Origin of the sequence: Bacillus cereus group sp. TH152-1LC (genome assembly GCF_027710505.1) — a bacterium.
GTDB classification, from domain to species: Bacteria; Bacillota; Bacilli; order Bacillales; family Bacillaceae_G; genus Bacillus_A; species Bacillus_A mobilis.
Map to the genome: position 1 here is coordinate 325,193 of NZ_JAQFNK010000002.1, position 17,183 is coordinate 342,375.

Sequence of the window (17,183 nt, forward strand, 5' to 3'; positions counted from 1 at the left end):
AGATAGCTCCACGTAAATATAACTTGCGTGGAGCTATTCTTATTTAGGGAACCGGGCTTTTTTCAGTAATTGGACAACAGTTTCGATACGATCCTCTGGAATACTGCCAAAACCGAGTAATACATACGACTCCTCTCTTATATTATGAACAGAATCGTATGTGGAGAGAGGGTATAACTTAATACGTTGTTTCGCAGCCGCATGAATAAGTTCTTGTTCATTCATCCCATTATGAACGTGAAGTACGATATGAAGTCCGGATTGTTCACCGAGTATACGAATGTTATTACCCATTTCGTTTGTAATAGATTTAATTAAAGAAATATGTTTTCTTTTATATAACGTGCGGCTGCGGTTAATATGACGTTCCCAATCACCATTTTGAATAAAGGTAGCAAAGGTAAGTTGTTGCAACGTAGAGACTGTTTGTTTAAACATACCACCAAGTTCTTGATAAGCACTTAATAGATGAGGTGGTAAAACGATATATCCCATTCGTAAAGAAGGTAAAAAAGATTTCGAGAAAGTTCCCATATAAATAACACGTTCAGTTGAATCTAGCCCTTGTAAAGAAGGAATAGGTTTTCCTATATAGCGAAATTCCCCGTCGTAATCATCTTCAATAATATAGCCTTTACAATCATTCGCCCATTTTAATAACTCGAGTCTTCTAGATAACGGCATAATGATTCCAAGTGGAAATTGGTGAGATGGAGTGACATACGCTACATTGGAACCCGATTCACGTAAAGCGGAAATATGAATCCCTTTATCATCTAAAGGGATAGGGTGAACGGGAAGGCCAGAACTTTGAATCATAGCAGGGATACGGTGAAATCCAGGATTTTCGATTCCATATTCCTTTTTGGAACCAAGTAGTTGAAGTAGTAGCCAAAGAAGAGGCTGCGTGCCTGCACCGATAATAATTTGATCAGGTGAAGAATGTACCCCGCGAGCATGATATAAATACTTTGAAATATGTTCTCGTAGAACGAGCTCACCTTGTGGATCTTCTTTAGCAAATAATTCATTTTCATACTGAAATAAAGTTTCTTGTATTGCTCTTTTCCAGTTTGTTATCGGAAAAGCTTTTTGATCAATAAGTCCTTGACTACAATCATAATCATATTGTTCATTTTCTTTATTGTTAGCACTGTTTGACGCAATTTGCTGTGTCTTTTGAATGACATCGATATCAACTTCTGCAACAAAAATCCCGCGTTTCGGTTTGCTTTCTACATACCCTTCAGCTAGTAATTGTTGATAAGCAGATTCAACTGTAATACGACTCACATTAAGTTGCATAGCTAAATTTCTGTGAGAAGGAAGGCGTGTACCGGCACATAGTGATCCACGAGAAATTTCTCGTTTCATATATTCGTAAATCTGTATGTAAATGGGTGTTTTACTTTGCGATTGTAATGGGATAGTAAGATCCATTCGTAGACGCTCCTCTTTATACTGGCCTTATAAAAAAGAATAGAACTGTCACTTAAGTTAAGGGCAGTGGTTTTCTATAATGATGATATAACATTTAGAAAATTTTATAAATAGTAAGGAGAGATTCATAATGAATATTAGAGCGGTAGTAACAGAGGCAGATTTACATGATGTATTCCCAGTATTACAGCAATTACGAACGAAGCTTTCAAGAGAAGAAGCGAGTTCTTTATTTCAAAAAATGAAAGAAGAAAATTATAAACTACTCTCGTTACGTAATGAAGAGGATGAAGCTGTGAGTCTGGCCGGTGTAGCAATTTGTACGAATTTTTATAATGAGAAACATGTTTTCGTATATGACCTTGTAACTGCGGAAGCTCACAGATCAAAAGGTTATGGTAAGGTTCTGCTGTCCTATGTAGAAAAATGGGGGAGAGAAAAAGGGTGCGGTTCTATCGTTCTAACATCCGCGTTTCAAAGAATTGAAGCACATCGTTTTTACGAAAGAGAGGGCTATGATAAGGTAAGCTATTCTTTTTATAAAGAGTTATAATACTAAGTAGGTTCCGTGTGTGAAAATATATGGAGCCTATTTTCTTTTCCAGATTTGAGCTAGGAACAGGTCTAGTAATATAATTTGTCGAATATTAGAATTTAACAAGGAAATGTTGAATTTAGAGCATGTTAGGAGCGTTTATACTTGGAAAAAATAAAGAAATTATCTATACCAAATGATGTAAGAGTCATCATTATTTCTGATATTCATGGGGAATTAGATCTTTTTAAGGAACTACTACATAAAGTTCATTTTAAAGATGAAGATTATTTAATTATTAATGGTGATCTTTGTGAGAAAGGAAGAAATAGCATTGGCGTCGTAAATTATGTGATGGACCTTATAGTTAGCAAGCCAAACGTTTATGTAATTGAAGGGAATTGTGAAGTTGTAGTTGAAGCGCTTGTAAATGAAAACCCTGCGCTAATACATTATTTATGTACGCGAAAGAATACAATTTTTAATGAGTGGCTAGGGCAATTGAACGTTACTGTTAATGGAGAAAGTGATATTTGTGAAGTGAAAAACATACTGATGAGCCATTTTTCAAAAGAAATAAAGTGGCTAACAGAATTGCCAACAGCGATTGAAACTGAGGATTATATCTTTGTACATGCTGGCCTTGAAAATAGAGAAGATTGGAAAGAAACAGAACGGAAAAATGCGATAGCAATGCCGGAGTTTTATAATAAATCACATAGAGCAAATAAGTACGTAGTTGTCGGTCATTGGCCTGTTGTAAACTATTCAGACAACGCACCATCAAACAATCCAGTTATTGATAAGGAGAAAAAGATTATTGCAATTGACGGTGGAAATGCGATTAAAGAAGCAGGACAATTAAACGCATTTATCATTCAGAGGACAAGAGCAGGTGATACGTTTTCTTATACATATGTAGACTATTTTCCAGAGTTTGAAGTGATAGCAGATTTTAATGCGAACTCAGAAATGCAGGGCGGGGTGACATATCCGTATTATTACATAGAGCCTATGGAGAAATTGAAAGATTATACGATATGTAAGCAAAGAGAAACGAATAAATTATTCTCTGTGAAAAATGAATATATTAGGCAACTTGATTCAGGTGAATGCACAGTGAAAACCGATATTTCTTGTGCACAAATAAGCGTAAGAAAAGGGGACATTGTTTCTCTCATTGATGGCAGTTGTTCAGGATATGATTTAATTAAAAGAGATGGAGTAGAAGGCTGGATAGAGAAAGGTATTTTAGTTGAGATAGAAAGGATGAAATAGGAGGTATGGAGCCTTCTATTTTTTTATTATCTTTTTATAATCAATATTTGTTTTGATTTTTCTGAAAAAACATTATAATAATATATGAAATAAAGAGGATTGTAGGAGGTAATTATGCAAAACGTAATAGTAAAAGGGGATAAAGTTACAATTCGTACAATTGAAGAGTCGGATATAAAAACATTATGGGATCTCGTATTTAAAGAAGAAAATCCAGAATGGAAAAAATGGGATGCACCGTATTTTTCGTTTTCAATGCAAGAATACCCATCTTATAAAGAGGGGATGCAAACACATTTAAAAGAAGAACCTCTATCTAAATTAATTATAGAAAATAACGGCCAAATTATAGGAACAATTGGGTTTTATTGGGAGTATAAACCGACGCGTTGGTTGGAGATGGGGATTGTTATTTATAATCCAAATTACTGGAATGGTGGCTACGGTAGAGAAGCGTTAACGCTATATCGAGATTTACTATTTGAAAACATGGAAATTGGTAGGGTAGGAATCACGACTTGGTCTGGTAATGAACGAATGATGAAAGTAGCGGAGAAAATAGGAATGACTTTAGAAGGTAGAATGCGCAAATGCCGTTATTATAACGGAACATACTATGATTCTATTCGAATGGGAATGATTCGTGAAGAATGGGAAGCACTATATGTAATAAAGGGGTGAGGAAGTATGTACGCTATTATTGCTACATTTGATCGTGTGTTTACTAATAAAATTATAGAATTGCAAAATGAAATAACAAATATCATTGGCACAAATCAATTAGCAGGAGTAGAACCTCATATTACATTAGCTGATTACCATGAGTTAGACGTTCATTTATGCAAGGGTAAATTAGAGGAGTTTGTAGCAGTTCAAGAGAATATGGCTGAGGTAACTTTTCCTTCTGTTGGAACTTTTCCTACTAACGGAACGATCTTTTTAGCACCGACCATTACAGATGAATTGTTAAAACTTCATCATTCTTATCATGATTATTTAAATTCATATTATGTGCCTGGAAAATGGGTTCCGCATTGTACAATTGCAAATAAGCTACATGTAAATCAGTTTTTAATTGCAATGGAATATATTTATGGAAAATTTAATTACGCAACAGCTTCAATTGAGAAATTAAAATTAATTAAAGTGAATTATGAAAATGGTTCTGCCATTTCTTCTAGTATATTAGCAGAATATAATTTTAAGAGAATGGAGACATCGAGATGACATATGTAATTAGAGAAATGAAGCAAGAAGACATTCACGCTGTACAATCAGTAGCGAAAATAGCTTGGCATGATACGTACGAAGGTATTATTCCGAGAGAGATTCAAGACAGTTTCTTAGACGAGGCTTATTCTGATGAAAAAATGAAATATCGTCTCGAAAATACACATTTATTCGTTGCGGAAGAAGAGGGAGAAGTAATTGGCTTTGTGAATTTTTCACCTGTTAGACTGCAAAACGAAGCAGAATTAGGCGCGATTTATTTGTTACCCGATCAGCAAGGGAAAGGGATAGGAAGTGCTTTATTACAAAAAGGGTTAACGGCATTAAAAGGAATTCGGAAATTATATATTCATGTAGAAGCAGCGAATGAAAAAGGAAAACGTTTTTATGAAGCGAAAGGTTTTGCACAATTAGAGGAATTTGAAGAAGATTTTGAAGGACATATGATGCAGACAGTAAGGATGGTTTTATACGTATAAGGAGGACCAGTAATGAAGATTTTTGATTTTAGTGAAAAAGTAGGAAAGCAAATCTCAGCATTTCAATCTAATTTCATAATGTCGAAAATATTAAACCATAAAGGAAATGTACATATCGGTGCCATGCATTTACAAGAGAATGGAATAATTGGATATCATGAAGCAGTTGTATCGCAACTGCTTCTTATTGTGGGCGGCGAAGGATATGTATGCGGAGAAGATAAAGAAAAAGTGAAGGTGGAAGCGGGACAAGCTGTGTTTTGGGAGAAGGGCGAATTTCATGAAACGAGTACGGAAAAGGGATTGATGGCAATTGTGGTTGAGTCGGAGGAACTTGAACGAGCGATATTAATGCCTATTAAAGAGGAGAGTTGTGAAAAATGATAGAAAAGGCAAATCGGGAAGAAACGGACGAAATAATACAGTATGCAGCTCAATCGCTTTTTGAGGGCACGAGAGGGAATTGTCAGTTAAGTACAGAGAAAGCAATTGAAATTACAAGGCCGATTGTAGAAAAGGGAGCATATTATTTAGTTGTTAAAGAAGAAAACAATGTAATGGGGTGGATATTAATAGGAGGAAATACGGACTATTTTTCTCGTGAAAAACTAGGGTTTATATACGAATTGTATGTTTTTCCAGAGTACCGCGGGAAAGGGTTGTCAAGAAAGTTAATGGGGGTTGGTATTAAGGAATTACAAAAGAATTATTCAGAAATTCGTTTGAATGTATTTGCTGGGAATTTTGCGAAAGAGATGTACGAAGAGTTTGGTTTTGTTGAAAGACAGGTAATTATGACCTTGAAGTGAGAACGATAGCTTGAACGGGAGAGGGGAAAGAATGAGGAAAGAAAATGAGTACGTTTCGTATTTACAAAGAGTGTATCCTGAATTGCAAATAAGATCCGCTCTCTTTAAATGCTCCCCATAATTCTTGAAAATCTGTGTCATAACCGAAAGCTTCAATATCTCCAATAATAAACAAGTTAAGGATTGCTTCTTCTTTTAGGTAAGCGAATACTTGTTCATAATCTTTCTTTGTTAATTTTCTCATCATAAAGAATTGACCTCTTTCTTATTTTTCTGAGTATTACAACTTAAGTTTTTTGAAATCAATATAAAATTTTATGTTTAGTTCACCAACTTTCGGAAAAACTAGGAAAGATATGACAAAGGAGGTTATGAACGGTGGATCATCCAATTCAAGGGTTAATGAAAGCGGCAATGGAAAATTTAAAAGAAATGGTCGATGTAAATACGATTGTTGGAGAGCCTGTTCAAACGGCTGACGGTGGTGTAGTGTTAACGGTTTCTAAAGTAGCGTTCGGGTTTGGAGCAGGAGGTTCTGATTTCCAAACGAATGATGGACAAAGAGCGAACGGTAACCCTGCATTTGGTGGCGGTAGCGCGGGTGGTGTTTCTATTACACCAGTAGCATTTCTTGTAGTGAATAAAGATGGAGTAAATATTCTGCATCTACAAAATGCGACACATTTAGCAGAAAAAATGATTGAATTAGCTCCACAAACAATTGATAAAATTCAATCGATGTTCCAAAAAGATGAAAAGAAAGAGGGAAATCATCATCCTCAAAACCCAGATGAAATCCTTTAAAAACGCCTGCTCACGAGCAGGTGTTTTTTCTTGTAATCACTATGTAATAAAACACATGAAATTGTAAATAGTTTTTGAATTTTTTTCTATGTTTCTAAAATTTTTCATGTTAAAATATGCTATAGAATTGAAACATATAAAACGAAGGTGGCTAGGTGCTTTGTCTGGAGGATCTGACCAAGTAAAGAATATGATATATATTAATGGTAATCGTCGAGGTCATTGTTTTATTACATCAGGAATTACGTTTAAAGAGTTTGCAAGTAACATCCCTTCACCGCTTCATCAAGTGTTGCTTTTGAAGCATAACTTTGAATGGACAGATTTTCATTATCATACTTTATTTGAATATGTTGAGGAAGAAAATATACATAAGCTAATTCAAGCAGAGATTGATGAATTTGATGAATTTTGTTGGGTAGATTTTGATGATGCAAGCGATTTAGATGAGTTAGAGCCAAAAGAAATTGCAGAGCTTTTATATTTGGCTCACAAAAAAGAACCACTTGCAAGAACATTCTTTCCGCTATTGAAAAATAGATTTGTTTATTTTTCACATGATGATGGATGGTACAACAAAGTGTATTATCGTAGAATTGCTGATTTTGTAGGCATGTTAAGTAAAGTCATTCCTTATAAACTCGGTGCTTTCGGTAAGAAACGTTTTTCTTTGTTCCAAAAATCAAAAATTTTCCCAGCAATTTCGAAAGAATTGATCATGGGGCTTATTCCATTAATGGAAGACGGTCTTTATATTGATCTAGCAGGGAAAATTGAGTCAAGAAGGGGTCTTGAAATTCCGGTATATGTAGTTGGTTCGTATGAAAGTACGGATGAGGTGCTAGATAATATTGATGAATTGAAAGAAGAAGCAACAGAGACAGGTTGGCTCATTTTTGATAAGAAAGAACAAGAATGGCAATGGGTTGTGGACTAAGAAAACTTGGCGCATGAAGTCAAGTTTTCTTGTCATTTGAAAGGAGTACAAATGAAGAAATATTATACAATTGTGGGTATGATAAGTATTATTCTCGTGGCGATTTTACTTATTACTTGTCCAAAAGAATCAGATTTTAAAGTGTATGTAGAGGATAAGTATGCGTTGAAATGTGATGAGAGTAGTTTTGAATGCACACAAAATGTAGATGGTAAAAAAGAAAAATTAAAATTTGAAAGTACAGATGCACGAAATGGTGTATTTTTTATGACTGTAAAGCAAACATTTAAGACAGAAGCTGGTGTTACGAAAGAATATAGCGGAGTAGGAATGTTTGGTACATTTCTTTTTGTTTCAGAAAAGACTTTCTAGTAATAGAAGGTCTTTTTCTTATGCTTATGTTCATATAGATGAAGTAAGACAAGCATAGGAGGGGTAGTAATGAAGAAGACATGTATCGTTTGCGGTGGTGAGGAGTTTTTTTCTTCAACTTTGTATGCACGTACGAAACAAGATTGGGCGTATGCACAAAATATGTATCGATTTGAAAAGGTGTTTATTGAGCATCGAGATGAAGAGAATTATCCAGTGTTTCAAGAAATTACAGCGAAACATTGCTGTGGATGCGGACATATTATGTTGTATCACGAATGAACACACCAAGTATAACTTGGTGTGTTTTTTTTAAAACGCTGACAAAGCAAGCGGATAGAGTAAAGTAAATAAAACAGAAAAACTACCAAAACCAATCGCAGTATATCCAAGTGTTCTTGCTCCGAAATTGACAGCTAATAAGCCGACTAAAATCGCAAGAGAGCCGAGTGTAACCGGATAAAATGCAATTGAGAAAAGCGAAAGAAATAAAGCGACATAGCCTACCATTGCACCGGTATTTGTACCTTCTACTTCATTTGCAATTTCTTTACGGTTATGTCTAATCGGAATGCCAGCTGGTGATATTTCAGCTGCATACTCTTCGTTTTTTTCACCACTTTTAAAATGATGATTTCTCTTTCTTCGCATGTACATCCCTCTCTTTCAATTGGGTGTACCTATAGTATCTTACATAAAGAGAAGAACATGAGTATGAGTTAAACCCAAGTAAAGCAAAAATTGGAGAATAAAGATTCCATTATTAGCTTGTACATCTCCTAATGAAGATAAACAGGGATTTTGGAAAATGATGTAGAATGAAATGAGTGATAAAACGTGAAGGCAGGGGAATGTATGACGAAATTTAATTGGCATGAATCAGCAGAGAAAAAATGGGATAGTAGTGCAGAATTTTGGACTCAGAATAGTCAGGAGATGTGGGACAGCGGGAGCAGAAGTACAATTATTCCATTTTTTGAACAGTATGTGAAGAAAGAAGCTCAAGTACTCGATGTTGGTTGTGGAGATGGATACGGTACATATAAATTAAGTCACGCGGGCTATAAAGCAGTTGGAGTAGATTTATCAGAAGTGATGATTCAAAAAGGGAAGGAACGCGGAGAAGGACCGAATTTATCTTTTATAAAAGGGGATCTTTCTTCTTTACCATTTGAAAATGAGCAATTTGAATCAATTATGGCAATTAATTCTTTAGAATGGACCGAGGAGCCATTGCGAGCATTAAATGAGATAAAGCGCGTTTTAAAAAGAGATGGGTATGCATGTATTGCAATTTTAGGACCGACAGCCAAGCCTCGAGAGAACAGTTATCCTCGTTTATACGGCAAAGACGTTGTTTGTAATACGATGATGCCTTGGGAGTTTGAACAGTTAGCGAAAGAACAAGGTTTTGAAGTTGTAGATGGCATCGGTGTATATAAGCGCGGAGTAAATGAGAAGATGCTAGGTCAACTACCTACAGAGTTACAACAATCATTAACATTCTTATGGGTATTTATGTTAAAAAACATATAAAGAAATGATAGAATTTTTAGGAGGTAAATAAGTGCAGAAAATACAAAAAACTGATACAATATCATCAGAACCAATTAAAGGGGGACTAGGGTATATGACAACTACTACAACAGTTAAATCCGATATTGAAATCGCGCAAGAAGCGAGTATGAAGAAGATTCAAGAAATTGCAGCTGAATTAAATATTTTAGAAGATGAATTAGAGCCATACGGGCATTATAAAGGTAAGTTATCTCTTGACATTTTTAAGCGCTTACAGAACGAGAAAGACGGTAAAGTTGTTTTAGTAACAGCGATTAACCCAACTCCAGCTGGAGAAGGAAAATCAACAGTAACAGTTGGTTTAGGTCAAGCTTTTAATAAAATTGGTAAGAAAACAGTAATCGCACTTCGCGAACCATCTCTTGGACCAACGATGGGACTAAAAGGTGGGGCAGCAGGTGGTGGTTTTTCACAGGTTGTACCAATGGAAGACATTAACCTTCACTTTACTGGAGATATCCATGCGATCACAACTGCTAATAACGCGTTAGCGGCGTTTATTGATAATCATATCCAACAAGGAAACACACTTGGAATTGATACGCGTAAAATCGTTTGGAAACGCTGTGTTGACTTAAATGATCGTGCCCTACGTAACGTAGTAATTGGTCTTGGTGGACCAGTTCAAGGTGTACCACGTGAAGACGGTTTCGATATTACAGTAGCATCTGAAATTATGGCTGTATTCTGCCTTGCAACAGATATTCAAGATTTAAAAGCGCGTCTATCTCGCATCGTAGTTGCTTATAACTTTGCAAATCAACCTGTAACGGTTAAAGATTTAGGTGTAGAAGGTGCGTTAACATTATTATTAAAAGACGCATTAAAACCAAACTTAGTACAAACGTTAGAAAATACACCAGCTATCATTCACGGTGGACCATTTGCGAATATCGCTCACGGTTGTAACAGTGTTATCGCTACAACAATGGCGGCAAAATTAGGTGATTATGTTATTACAGAAGCTGGATTTGGTGCTGATTTAGGTGCAGAGAAGTTTTTAGATATAAAAGCTCGTGCAGCTGGCATTAAACCCGAAGCTGTTGTTATTGTTGCGACTATTCGTGCGCTTAAAATGCATGGTGGCGTGGCAAAAGATCAATTAAAAGAAGAAAATGTAGATGCATTAGCAAAAGGTATGGAAAACTTACAGAAGCATGTTGAAACAATTCAAAGCTTCGGTGTGCCTTTCGTAATTGCAATTAATAAATTTATTACAGATACAGATGCAGAAGTTGCATACTTACAAGAGTGGTGCAATGAGCGTGGCTATGCAGTATCCTTAACTGAAGTTTGGGAGAAAGGTGGCCAAGGCGGAGTTGACCTTGCTGAGAAAGTGTTAAAAGAAATTGAAAAAGGTGAAAACAAATACGCACCACTTTATGAATTAGAATTACCATTAGAAGAAAAAATTCGTACAATTGCTCAAAAAGTGTACGGCGCAAAAGATATTGAATTTGCTCCGAAAGCACGTAAGCAATTGGCTCAATATGAAGGAGAAGGATGGAGTAACCTACCAATTTGTATGGCGAAAACACAATACTCTCTTTCTGACGATGCAACAAAATTAGGTCGTCCATCAGACTTTATCGTTACAATTCGTGAGCTGAAACCATCAATTGGTGCAGGATTTATCGTTGCGTTAACAGGAACAATGTTAACAATGCCAGGCCTTCCAAAACAGCCAGCAGCACTACAAATGGACGTAAATGAAGATGGAAAAGCAGTAGGTTTATTCTAAAAGGTTGTAATTCATCTCGTTTATCTGTAAACTATATATACATCAAGTGGCGCCTTTCTATCGAAAGGCGCCTGTTTTTTGGAGGAAATTATGTTTGATCCAACTGCTTTTGATAATTTAAAAGTAATCGTAGAAGGTGCTGTATATGATTTTGATTTACATGGAGATATTCTTGTAACAGATCGAAAAGATATGATGGACCTTGCCTCATTAAGTCGTATATACAATATTTCATTTCAATTAACAGAGCCGTTCGAACAGTTAGTAGAAGCAACATTTTCACTATCTGTAGATGCAAAGAACTTATCTGGTGAAATATTGGAAGTACCACAATTTACACCAGGTTGTGAAATGAAGTTAGCATTTTCATTCCCGATAGAAAAGCCAGAGGTAGTGTGCGAAGAAATTGAAACTTTCATGCATTCTATATGGGGAAAAGAAAGAATGATTACGCAAAAACTTTCATACGAATATAATAAGCAAGCGATTTCATATCATAATAAGGTAGAGGTTCTATTTCAAAAAGCGATTACAGAAGACCATGTTGATGATTTAATAGCTGTTATTTCACACATGATAGAAACGGTGCGAACAATACAACATTTTCTTCAAAAATAGAGATAAAGGAGAAAAACAAATGATAAAAGATATGCAACCATTTTTACAACAAGCTTGGGAGAAGGCTGGTTTTAAAGAATTAACTGAAATTCAAAAACAAGCGATTCCAACTATTTTAGAAGGACAAGACGTTATAGCTGAATCTCCAACTGGAACAGGAAAAACATTAGCGTACTTATTACCCCTTTTACATAAAATTAATCCTGAAGTAAAACAACCACAAGTTGTTGTTTTAGCGCCAACACGTGAGCTTGTTATGCAAATTCACGAAGAGGTTCAAAAGTTTACAGCAGGGACTGAAATTTCAGGTGCATCTTTAATTGGTGGTGCAGATATTAAGCGCCAAGTTGAAAAATTAAAGAAACACCCGAGAGTAATTGTCGGTTCACCAGGACGTATTTTAGAATTAATTCGTATGAAAAAGCTAAAAATGCATGAAGTGAAAACAATTGTATTTGATGAGTTTGATCAAATTGTAAAACAAAAGATGATGGGCGCAGTACAAGATGTAATTAAATCAACGATGCGCGACCGTCAATTAGTATTCTTCTCAGCGACAATTACCAAAGCTGCAGAAGACGCGGCACGTGATTTAGCAGTTGAACCACAAGTGGTACGTGTAACTCGTGCAGAGTCAAAAAGCTTAGTTGAGCATACGTATATCATTTGTGAGCGACGCGAAAAAAATGATTACGTAAGAAGAATTATGCATATGGGCGATGTAAAAGCAGTTGCTTTCTTAAATGCCCCATTCCGTTTAGATGAAATTACTCAGAAATTGCAGTTCCGTAAAATGAAAGCAGCAGCTCTTCATGCAGAAGCAGGTAAGCAAGAGCGTGAAGCAACGATGCGTGCTTTCCGCGGCGGGAAATTAGAAATTCTACTTGCTACTGATATTGCAGCACGCGGTATTGATATTGATGATTTAACACATGTAATCCACTTGGAGTTACCAGACACAGTAGACCAATATATTCACCGCTCAGGACGTACAGGACGTATGGGTAAAGAAGGAACAGTCGTTTCTCTTGTAACACAACAAGAAGAGCGTAAATTACTTCAATTTGCAAAAAAACTAGGTATCGTATTTACGAAGCAAGAAATGTTCAACGGATCATTTGTAGAAACGAAACCGAAAGCACCAAAGAAAAAGAAACCAGCGTTTACTGGGAAGAAAAAGCCTAGATAAATAATGGGGAAGGCGTAACTACTTGTAGTTGCGTCTTTTTTGTTTTTAATTGAATGAAAAAGGAATAATAATAGCATCTGTAGAAAGCTACATAGAATATAAAAACCATTAGGGGGAAATGAAATGATTCATAAAGTTGGACAAATTATGTTATATGTAAATAATCAAGATGAGGCAGTAAATTTTTGGACGGAAAAGGTAGGGTTTCATGTAGTTGCAGAGGAAGGTAATAAGCAAGGAATGAGATGGATTGAAATCGCTCCGGCTAACGGTGCAGAAACGAGCATTATATTACATAATAAAGAAGTGATTTCGAAAATGAACCCAGAATTAAATCTTGGTATACCGTCCTTAATGTTCTTCTCAGAAAATCTTGATCAACTATATACAGATTTAAAAAATAAAAATGTTACTGTTGGAGAAATGGTAACTATGCCTTCTGGTAAAGTGTTTAACTTTGCTGATAGTGAAGGGAATTATTTTGCGGTTATGGAAAAGAACAAATAATAATATTGCTTTGTAAAAACCCCCCTCAAATATATTGAGGAGGGTTACATGTTTGAAGTGGATTTTTCATTAGAGAGTTGATTAATAAAAAATACGCCTTTTTCAATAGCTGTTTCAATATAACCAACGATTTGATCAAACGTAAATACTTGTAAGTCTTCATGCAAATGTTGCTCTGGATACAACATATCTTCAAAAAGATACTTTCGAAAAGCTAAAACGTTTTCTTTAGAAACCTCTTCAATATCCACAATGTGAGCCTCTTGATTGAGAAGAGAGAAGAGCTGCTGTTCTTTATCGTAATGATGAAGCAACTTTGCATTTAATAATTTAAAATCGTTATAGTACATAGGTGCGATAGTTTCGTCATTTTCTATTCTATTTTTTAGCCAAGGTAGAAAAAAACCACTTAGCCAATTATCATCGGCAATGAGATGGGTGTAATAGCCTAAGAGAAAAGGGGAATCCATATGAACTTTATATTTTTGAAAAAAAGAATTGAAATCTATCCTTCTCGTATAGTTTTTCGTTGTGCCAGCGTAAAAGTGTGAAGCGCCTTTTTCTGCTGCTGAATGAACAGCATCAGGTGCTACACCTCCAAGTATGAAAGAATTTTTATCTTGAATAGATAATTTCTCGGCAATCCTGTTAGCGATAATAGCATGCATAATTCGTGATCCCATGAATGACACCTCGGTTCCAAGTATTCATTTCAGGAAGGGGACTGAACAGTTAGTATTACTTTCCCTGTACTTTTTCTACTTTCGACCCATTCCTGTGCTTTCCCTGCATCTTGAATTGGAAAATTATATAATAGTTATGCGACTTTATCAATTTAGCCAAGAAGACTCCTTCCTCAAGGAGCGTGAAGGACGTAGCCCAGCGAGTAGGTGGGAGATGAATTGGCTTCGAACAAGAGATGACAGGAAGTCATCTTAATTGTTCGACATATGTAAAGTGTTACCGGACAATTTGTCATAATCACTTCACTATAAATAGAATATATGTTTGGTGTATAATAGACATATACCGAAATGGAGGTGAAACGAAGGATGATCAATAAAGCGTATAAATTTCGTATCTATCCAAATAAAGCACAAGCGATTCTGATCAATAAAACGATTGGTTGTTCTCGTTTTGTATTCAATCATTTCCTATCTCTATGGGATAATGCATACAAAGAAACAGGAAAAGGTTTGACATATGGTACATGCTCTGCCAAACTTCCTGCCATGAAGAAAGAGTTTGTTTGGCTAAAAGAAGTGGATAGTATTGCTATTCAAGCGTCTGTTCGCAACCTTGCGGATGCTTACACACGCTTTTTTAAAAAACAAAACAGTGTCCCGCGTTTCAAATCTAAAAAGAACAACATACAATCTTATACGACAAAACAAACAAATGAAAACATTGCTGTTGTGGGGAACAAAATGAAATTGCCGAAACTAGGTCTTGTTCGATTTGCAAAAAGTCGTGAAGTAAAGGGACGTATTTTAAATGCTACGGTTAGACGGAACCCTTCTGGCAGATACTTTGTGTCATTGTTAGTTGAAACAGAAGTGCAAGAACTTCCGAAAACACATTCTTATATTGGAATGGATGTAGGATTAAAAGATTTCGCCATTTTGTCAGATGGAACAACCTATAAAAACCCTAAATTTTTTTGCTCATTGGAAGAGAAGTTGGCAAAAGCACAGCGTGTTCTTTCTAGAAGAATGAAAGGATCTTCTCGCTGGAATAAACAACGAGTAAAGGTAACTAGAATTCATGAACACATAGCTAATGCTAGAAAAGATTACTTGGACAAAATCTCAACTGAAATCATCAAAAACCACGATGTTATCGGTATAGAAGATTTGCAAGTATCGAATATGTTAAAAAATCATAAGTTAGCAAAAGCGATTAGTGAAGTATCTTGGTCACAATTTAGAACGATGCTAGAATACAAGGCAAAATGGTATGGAAAGCAAGTCATTCCGGTATCCAAAACATTTGCTTCAAGCCAATTATGTTCTTGTTGTGGGTATCAAAATAAAGACGTTAAGAATCTAAATCTTCGTGAATGGGATTGTCCTGCGTGCAATAGTCATCACGACAGAGATATTAACGCAAGTATCAATCTTAAAAATGAAGCTTTAAGGCTTCTAACCGTAGGAACTACGGGGATAGCCTAATGAATTAGAAGCCGCTAGGCTTCTGTACTTAGGAATCTTCCACTTCAAACAGTCCGTAAGGACGTTAAGTGGTGAGTAGTTCAAAAGTGAAGCTTATGAACTCATTGAATCATTATATTAATTTATATAAACAACCTTTAAAAAAATCGAACGAAATATCAATTACTTGCCAATATATAGTGTAAGACAAAGGAGGGGTGGTATATGAAGGATGAAACAGTGTATATAAATTTAATCCATTTAACTTTATCAGGCAATAAAGAAGCATATAGAGAGTTGTATGATAAAACGATTCAAGAAGTATATAAAACATCACATTTTTTAATAGATGATAAAACAGATGTAGATGATGTCGTTCAAGAAATATACATACAGCTATATGAATCGCTTCGTAAGTATGATAGCAAGAAACCATTTCGCCCTTGGCTAATTGGACTTGCGATTAAACAAATTCACTCTTATAGAAGAAAGAGGTGGATGCGATTACGAATTATAAAAAAAGCAGAAGAGCAAAGAAAACCAGTACAAATTGATTTTTCTAACGATGTTGTAAGTAAAATATCAAACCAAAAACTAATCGAACTCATTCATAAATTACCGTATAAATTGAAACAAGTTATTATCTTAAGATACTTACACGATTATTCACAAGAAGAAGTAGCACAAATAGTACATATCCCGATCGGTACTGTGAAATCTAGAATTCACGCGGCATTAAAAAAACTACGTCAAAAAGAGCAAGTAGAAGAAATCCTTTTAGGAGAGGTAGGGAATGTGAAATGAGTTTAGATTGTAGAGTTAGAGAATCTATACAAGAAGAAGCGAAGGGGATTATTGCCCCGCCGGAGTTAAAAGAAAAAGTAATTGTTCAAATAAAAATGAAGAGCGGGGGAAGTAAAAGGAAGAAGCGTCTTATCGCAGGAGTGCTTGCAGCGGCTTTTTTAATCCCGACGACTGGTTTTGCGTATCAATCTATTATGGCGGATGGTATATACGGGTCTTTTGAGAATTTAAAAAAACATGCCGGAGCGATGACATTAGAAGCGTATATGCGTTTGAATGCAAAATTATCAGAAGCGAAAGATGAAATGGGTGCGAAGGAATATGAAGAGTTTACAAAAGAACTAAAAAAATTAACAAATGCAAAGCTGGTATACGGAGATTCGAACGGTAATATTGATTATGATCAATTATCACCAGCAAAAAGAGAAGAGATGAAGAAGGTAAGTATGGGGCTTCAACCATACTTTGATAAATTAAATGGTCATAAATCTAGTAAAGAAGTATTAACACAAGAAGAGTTTGACCGTTATGTGGAAGCTTTAATGACATATGAAATCGTACAAGTAAAGACAAAATCAACTGGTGGAATGAAAGTAGAAGACGTACCTGAGGCGTACAAAGAAAGATTTATTCAAGCAGAGCAGTTTATGGAGTATGTAGATGAAAAGGTGAGATAAGTAAAAAAGCTCATAGCTTAAGCTTGAGCTTTTCT

General features: G+C 35.5%; 22 protein-coding genes and 1 pseudogene. 19 read left to right on the forward strand and 4 right to left on the reverse strand.

What is annotated here, in order from left to right; translation table 11 throughout:
* Window positions 1–39: 39 nt before the first annotated feature.
* Entirely contained in the window at window positions 40–1,440 is a 1,401-nt protein-coding gene (gene pdxR, locus PDL00_RS08220; RefSeq protein WP_270728343.1) for a MocR-like pyridoxine biosynthesis transcription factor PdxR, read from the reverse strand.
* A 130-nt stretch (window positions 1,441–1,570) separates the two neighbouring features.
* Between pdxR and PDL00_RS08225 the strand changes: the two genes are divergently transcribed.
* From PDL00_RS08225 to PDL00_RS08255, 7 genes are all read left to right on the forward strand, one after another.
* Window positions 1,571–1,993, forward strand: coding sequence for a GNAT family N-acetyltransferase (locus PDL00_RS08225; RefSeq protein ID WP_242254083.1), 423 nt, complete (start codon window positions 1,571–1,573; stop codon window positions 1,991–1,993).
* A gap of 147 nt (window positions 1,994–2,140) precedes the next feature.
* On the forward strand, window positions 2,141–3,253 hold the full coding sequence (locus PDL00_RS08230; RefSeq protein ID WP_270728346.1) for a metallophosphoesterase: 1,113 nt from the start codon (window positions 2,141–2,143) through the stop codon (window positions 3,251–3,253).
* 114 nt (window positions 3,254–3,367) lie between these two features.
* On the forward strand, window positions 3,368–3,934 hold the full coding sequence (locus tag PDL00_RS08235; RefSeq protein WP_270728349.1) for a GNAT family N-acetyltransferase: 567 nt from the start codon (window positions 3,368–3,370) through the stop codon (window positions 3,932–3,934).
* Window positions 3,935–3,940: 6 nt separating this feature from the next.
* On the forward strand, window positions 3,941–4,480 hold the full coding sequence (locus tag PDL00_RS08240; protein WP_270728352.1) for a 2'-5' RNA ligase family protein: 540 nt from the start codon (window positions 3,941–3,943) through the stop codon (window positions 4,478–4,480).
* Entirely contained in the window at window positions 4,477–4,962 is a 486-nt protein-coding gene (locus PDL00_RS08245) for a GNAT family N-acetyltransferase (RefSeq protein WP_270728355.1), read from the forward strand. Before PDL00_RS08240 ends, PDL00_RS08245 begins: the two co-directional genes overlap by 4 nt.
* 12 nt (window positions 4,963–4,974) lie before the next feature.
* On the forward strand, window positions 4,975–5,346 hold the full coding sequence (locus PDL00_RS08250; RefSeq protein ID WP_270728358.1) for a cupin: 372 nt from the start codon (window positions 4,975–4,977) through the stop codon (window positions 5,344–5,346).
* Complete coding sequence (locus PDL00_RS08255) at window positions 5,343–5,771, forward strand: GNAT family N-acetyltransferase (RefSeq protein ID WP_270728360.1); 429 nt, start codon at window positions 5,343–5,345, stop codon at window positions 5,769–5,771. The genes PDL00_RS08250 and PDL00_RS08255 overlap by 4 nt, the downstream gene beginning before the upstream one ends.
* 91 nt (window positions 5,772–5,862) lie before the next feature.
* On the opposite strand, the pseudogene PDL00_RS08260 reads toward PDL00_RS08255, so the two are convergent.
* Window positions 5,863–6,018, reverse strand: a pseudogene (locus tag PDL00_RS08260) (GNAT family N-acetyltransferase); the annotation flags it as partial.
* Between the two features lie 131 nt (window positions 6,019–6,149).
* On the opposite strand from PDL00_RS08260, the gene ytfJ reads away from it, so the two are divergent.
* The 4 genes from ytfJ to PDL00_RS08280 all read left to right on the forward strand — a co-directional run bounded on the left by ytfJ (window position 6,150) and on the right by PDL00_RS08280 (window position 8,166).
* Window positions 6,150–6,575: a GerW family sporulation protein gene (gene ytfJ, locus PDL00_RS08265; RefSeq protein ID WP_000349987.1), complete on the forward strand. Its 426-nt coding sequence runs from the start codon at window positions 6,150–6,152 to the stop codon at window positions 6,573–6,575.
* 160 nt (window positions 6,576–6,735) lie between these two features.
* Window positions 6,736–7,512, forward strand: a complete 777-nt coding sequence (locus PDL00_RS08270) for a hypothetical protein (protein WP_061678612.1) — start codon at window positions 6,736–6,738, stop codon at window positions 7,510–7,512.
* Between the two features lie 51 nt (window positions 7,513–7,563).
* Entirely contained in the window at window positions 7,564–7,884 is a 321-nt protein-coding gene (locus tag PDL00_RS08275; RefSeq protein WP_242254102.1) for a hypothetical protein, read from the forward strand.
* A 69-nt stretch (window positions 7,885–7,953) separates the two neighbouring features.
* The gene (locus PDL00_RS08280; RefSeq protein WP_151630658.1) at window positions 7,954–8,166 is read left to right on the forward strand and encodes a hypothetical protein; all 213 of its coding nucleotides are present in this window, start codon (window positions 7,954–7,956) and stop codon (window positions 8,164–8,166) included.
* A 30-nt stretch (window positions 8,167–8,196) separates the two neighbouring features.
* Here the strand turns inward: PDL00_RS08280 and PDL00_RS08285 are convergent, their stop codons facing one another.
* Complete coding sequence (locus tag PDL00_RS08285) at window positions 8,197–8,535, reverse strand: permease (RefSeq protein WP_242254104.1); 339 nt, start codon at window positions 8,533–8,535, stop codon at window positions 8,197–8,199.
* A 204-nt stretch (window positions 8,536–8,739) separates the two neighbouring features.
* Between PDL00_RS08285 and PDL00_RS08290 the strand changes: the two genes are divergently transcribed.
* From PDL00_RS08290 to PDL00_RS08310, 5 genes are all read left to right on the forward strand, one after another.
* Window positions 8,740–9,420 carry a class I SAM-dependent methyltransferase gene (locus PDL00_RS08290; protein WP_242254106.1) on the forward strand — a complete coding sequence of 227 codons (681 nt, stop codon included), beginning with the start codon at window positions 8,740–8,742 and terminating at the stop codon, window positions 9,418–9,420.
* Window positions 9,421–9,514: 94 nt separating this feature from the next.
* Window positions 9,515–11,203, forward strand: coding sequence for a formate--tetrahydrofolate ligase (locus tag PDL00_RS08295; protein ID WP_333563531.1), 1,689 nt, complete (start codon window positions 9,515–9,517; stop codon window positions 11,201–11,203).
* Window positions 11,204–11,293: 90 nt separating this feature from the next.
* Window positions 11,294–11,821, forward strand: a complete 528-nt coding sequence (locus PDL00_RS08300) for a hypothetical protein (RefSeq protein ID WP_061678609.1) — start codon at window positions 11,294–11,296, stop codon at window positions 11,819–11,821.
* A 19-nt stretch (window positions 11,822–11,840) separates the two neighbouring features.
* Window positions 11,841–13,010 carry a DEAD/DEAH box helicase gene (locus PDL00_RS08305; protein ID WP_270728369.1) on the forward strand — a complete coding sequence of 390 codons (1,170 nt, stop codon included), beginning with the start codon at window positions 11,841–11,843 and terminating at the stop codon, window positions 13,008–13,010.
* A 123-nt stretch (window positions 13,011–13,133) separates the two neighbouring features.
* Entirely contained in the window at window positions 13,134–13,517 is a 384-nt protein-coding gene (locus tag PDL00_RS08310) for a VOC family protein (RefSeq protein WP_270728371.1), read from the forward strand.
* Between the two features lie 44 nt (window positions 13,518–13,561).
* On the opposite strand, the gene PDL00_RS08315 is transcribed toward PDL00_RS08310, so the two are convergent.
* Entirely contained in the window at window positions 13,562–14,200 is a 639-nt protein-coding gene (locus PDL00_RS08315; RefSeq protein WP_270728375.1) for a zinc dependent phospholipase C family protein, read from the reverse strand.
* A 369-nt stretch (window positions 14,201–14,569) separates the two neighbouring features.
* Here PDL00_RS08315 and tnpB point away from each other — a divergent pair, with 369 nt between their 5' ends.
* The 3 genes from tnpB (at window position 14,570) to PDL00_RS08330 (ending at window position 17,148) form a co-directional block, all read left to right on the forward strand.
* Window positions 14,570–15,688, forward strand: coding sequence for an IS200/IS605 family element RNA-guided endonuclease TnpB (gene tnpB, locus PDL00_RS08320; RefSeq protein ID WP_270728377.1), 1,119 nt, complete (start codon window positions 14,570–14,572; stop codon window positions 15,686–15,688).
* Between the two features lie 204 nt (window positions 15,689–15,892).
* Complete coding sequence (locus PDL00_RS08325; RefSeq protein ID WP_270728379.1) at window positions 15,893–16,471, forward strand: sigma-70 family RNA polymerase sigma factor; 579 nt, start codon at window positions 15,893–15,895, stop codon at window positions 16,469–16,471.
* Window positions 16,468–17,148: a DUF3600 domain-containing protein gene (locus tag PDL00_RS08330; RefSeq protein ID WP_270728381.1), complete on the forward strand. Its 681-nt coding sequence runs from the start codon at window positions 16,468–16,470 to the stop codon at window positions 17,146–17,148. Before PDL00_RS08325 ends, PDL00_RS08330 begins: the two co-directional genes overlap by 4 nt.
* The last annotated feature ends 35 nt before the right edge of the window (window positions 17,149–17,183 follow it).

Excerpts from the sequence above, each read along its gene's own strand:
- pdxR (WP_270728343.1), bottom strand. The coding sequence starts at position 1,440 with ATGGATCTTACTATCCCATTACAATCGCAAAGTAAAACACCCATTTAC.
- PDL00_RS08225 (WP_242254083.1), top strand. The coding sequence starts at position 1,571 with ATGAATATTAGAGCGGTAGTAACAGAGGCAGATTTACATGATGTATTC.
- PDL00_RS08235 (WP_270728349.1), top strand. The coding sequence starts at position 3,368 with ATGCAAAACGTAATAGTAAAAGGGGATAAAGTTACAATTCGTACAATT.
- PDL00_RS08240 (WP_270728352.1), top strand. The coding sequence starts at position 3,941 with ATGTACGCTATTATTGCTACATTTGATCGTGTGTTTACTAATAAAATT.
- PDL00_RS08245 (WP_270728355.1), top strand. The coding sequence starts at position 4,477 with ATGACATATGTAATTAGAGAAATGAAGCAAGAAGACATTCACGCTGTA.
- PDL00_RS08250 (WP_270728358.1), top strand. The coding sequence starts at position 4,975 with ATGAAGATTTTTGATTTTAGTGAAAAAGTAGGAAAGCAAATCTCAGCA.
- PDL00_RS08255 (WP_270728360.1), top strand. The coding sequence starts at position 5,343 with ATGATAGAAAAGGCAAATCGGGAAGAAACGGACGAAATAATACAGTAT.
- PDL00_RS08275 (WP_242254102.1), top strand. The coding sequence starts at position 7,564 with ATGAAGAAATATTATACAATTGTGGGTATGATAAGTATTATTCTCGTG.
- PDL00_RS08280 (WP_151630658.1), top strand. The coding sequence starts at position 7,954 with ATGAAGAAGACATGTATCGTTTGCGGTGGTGAGGAGTTTTTTTCTTCA.
- PDL00_RS08285 (WP_242254104.1), bottom strand. The coding sequence starts at position 8,535 with ATGCGAAGAAAGAGAAATCATCATTTTAAAAGTGGTGAAAAAAACGAA.
- PDL00_RS08290 (WP_242254106.1), top strand. The coding sequence starts at position 8,740 with ATGACGAAATTTAATTGGCATGAATCAGCAGAGAAAAAATGGGATAGT.
- PDL00_RS08295 (WP_333563531.1), top strand. The coding sequence starts at position 9,515 with ATGACAACTACTACAACAGTTAAATCCGATATTGAAATCGCGCAAGAA.
- PDL00_RS08300 (WP_061678609.1), top strand. The coding sequence starts at position 11,294 with ATGTTTGATCCAACTGCTTTTGATAATTTAAAAGTAATCGTAGAAGGT.
- PDL00_RS08305 (WP_270728369.1), top strand. The coding sequence starts at position 11,841 with ATGATAAAAGATATGCAACCATTTTTACAACAAGCTTGGGAGAAGGCT.
- PDL00_RS08310 (WP_270728371.1), top strand. The coding sequence starts at position 13,134 with ATGATTCATAAAGTTGGACAAATTATGTTATATGTAAATAATCAAGAT.
- PDL00_RS08315 (WP_270728375.1), bottom strand. The coding sequence starts at position 14,200 with ATGGGATCACGAATTATGCATGCTATTATCGCTAACAGGATTGCCGAG.
- tnpB (WP_270728377.1), top strand. The coding sequence starts at position 14,570 with ATGATCAATAAAGCGTATAAATTTCGTATCTATCCAAATAAAGCACAA.
- PDL00_RS08325 (WP_270728379.1), top strand. The coding sequence starts at position 15,893 with ATGAAGGATGAAACAGTGTATATAAATTTAATCCATTTAACTTTATCA.
- PDL00_RS08330 (WP_270728381.1), top strand. The coding sequence starts at position 16,468 with ATGAGTTTAGATTGTAGAGTTAGAGAATCTATACAAGAAGAAGCGAAG.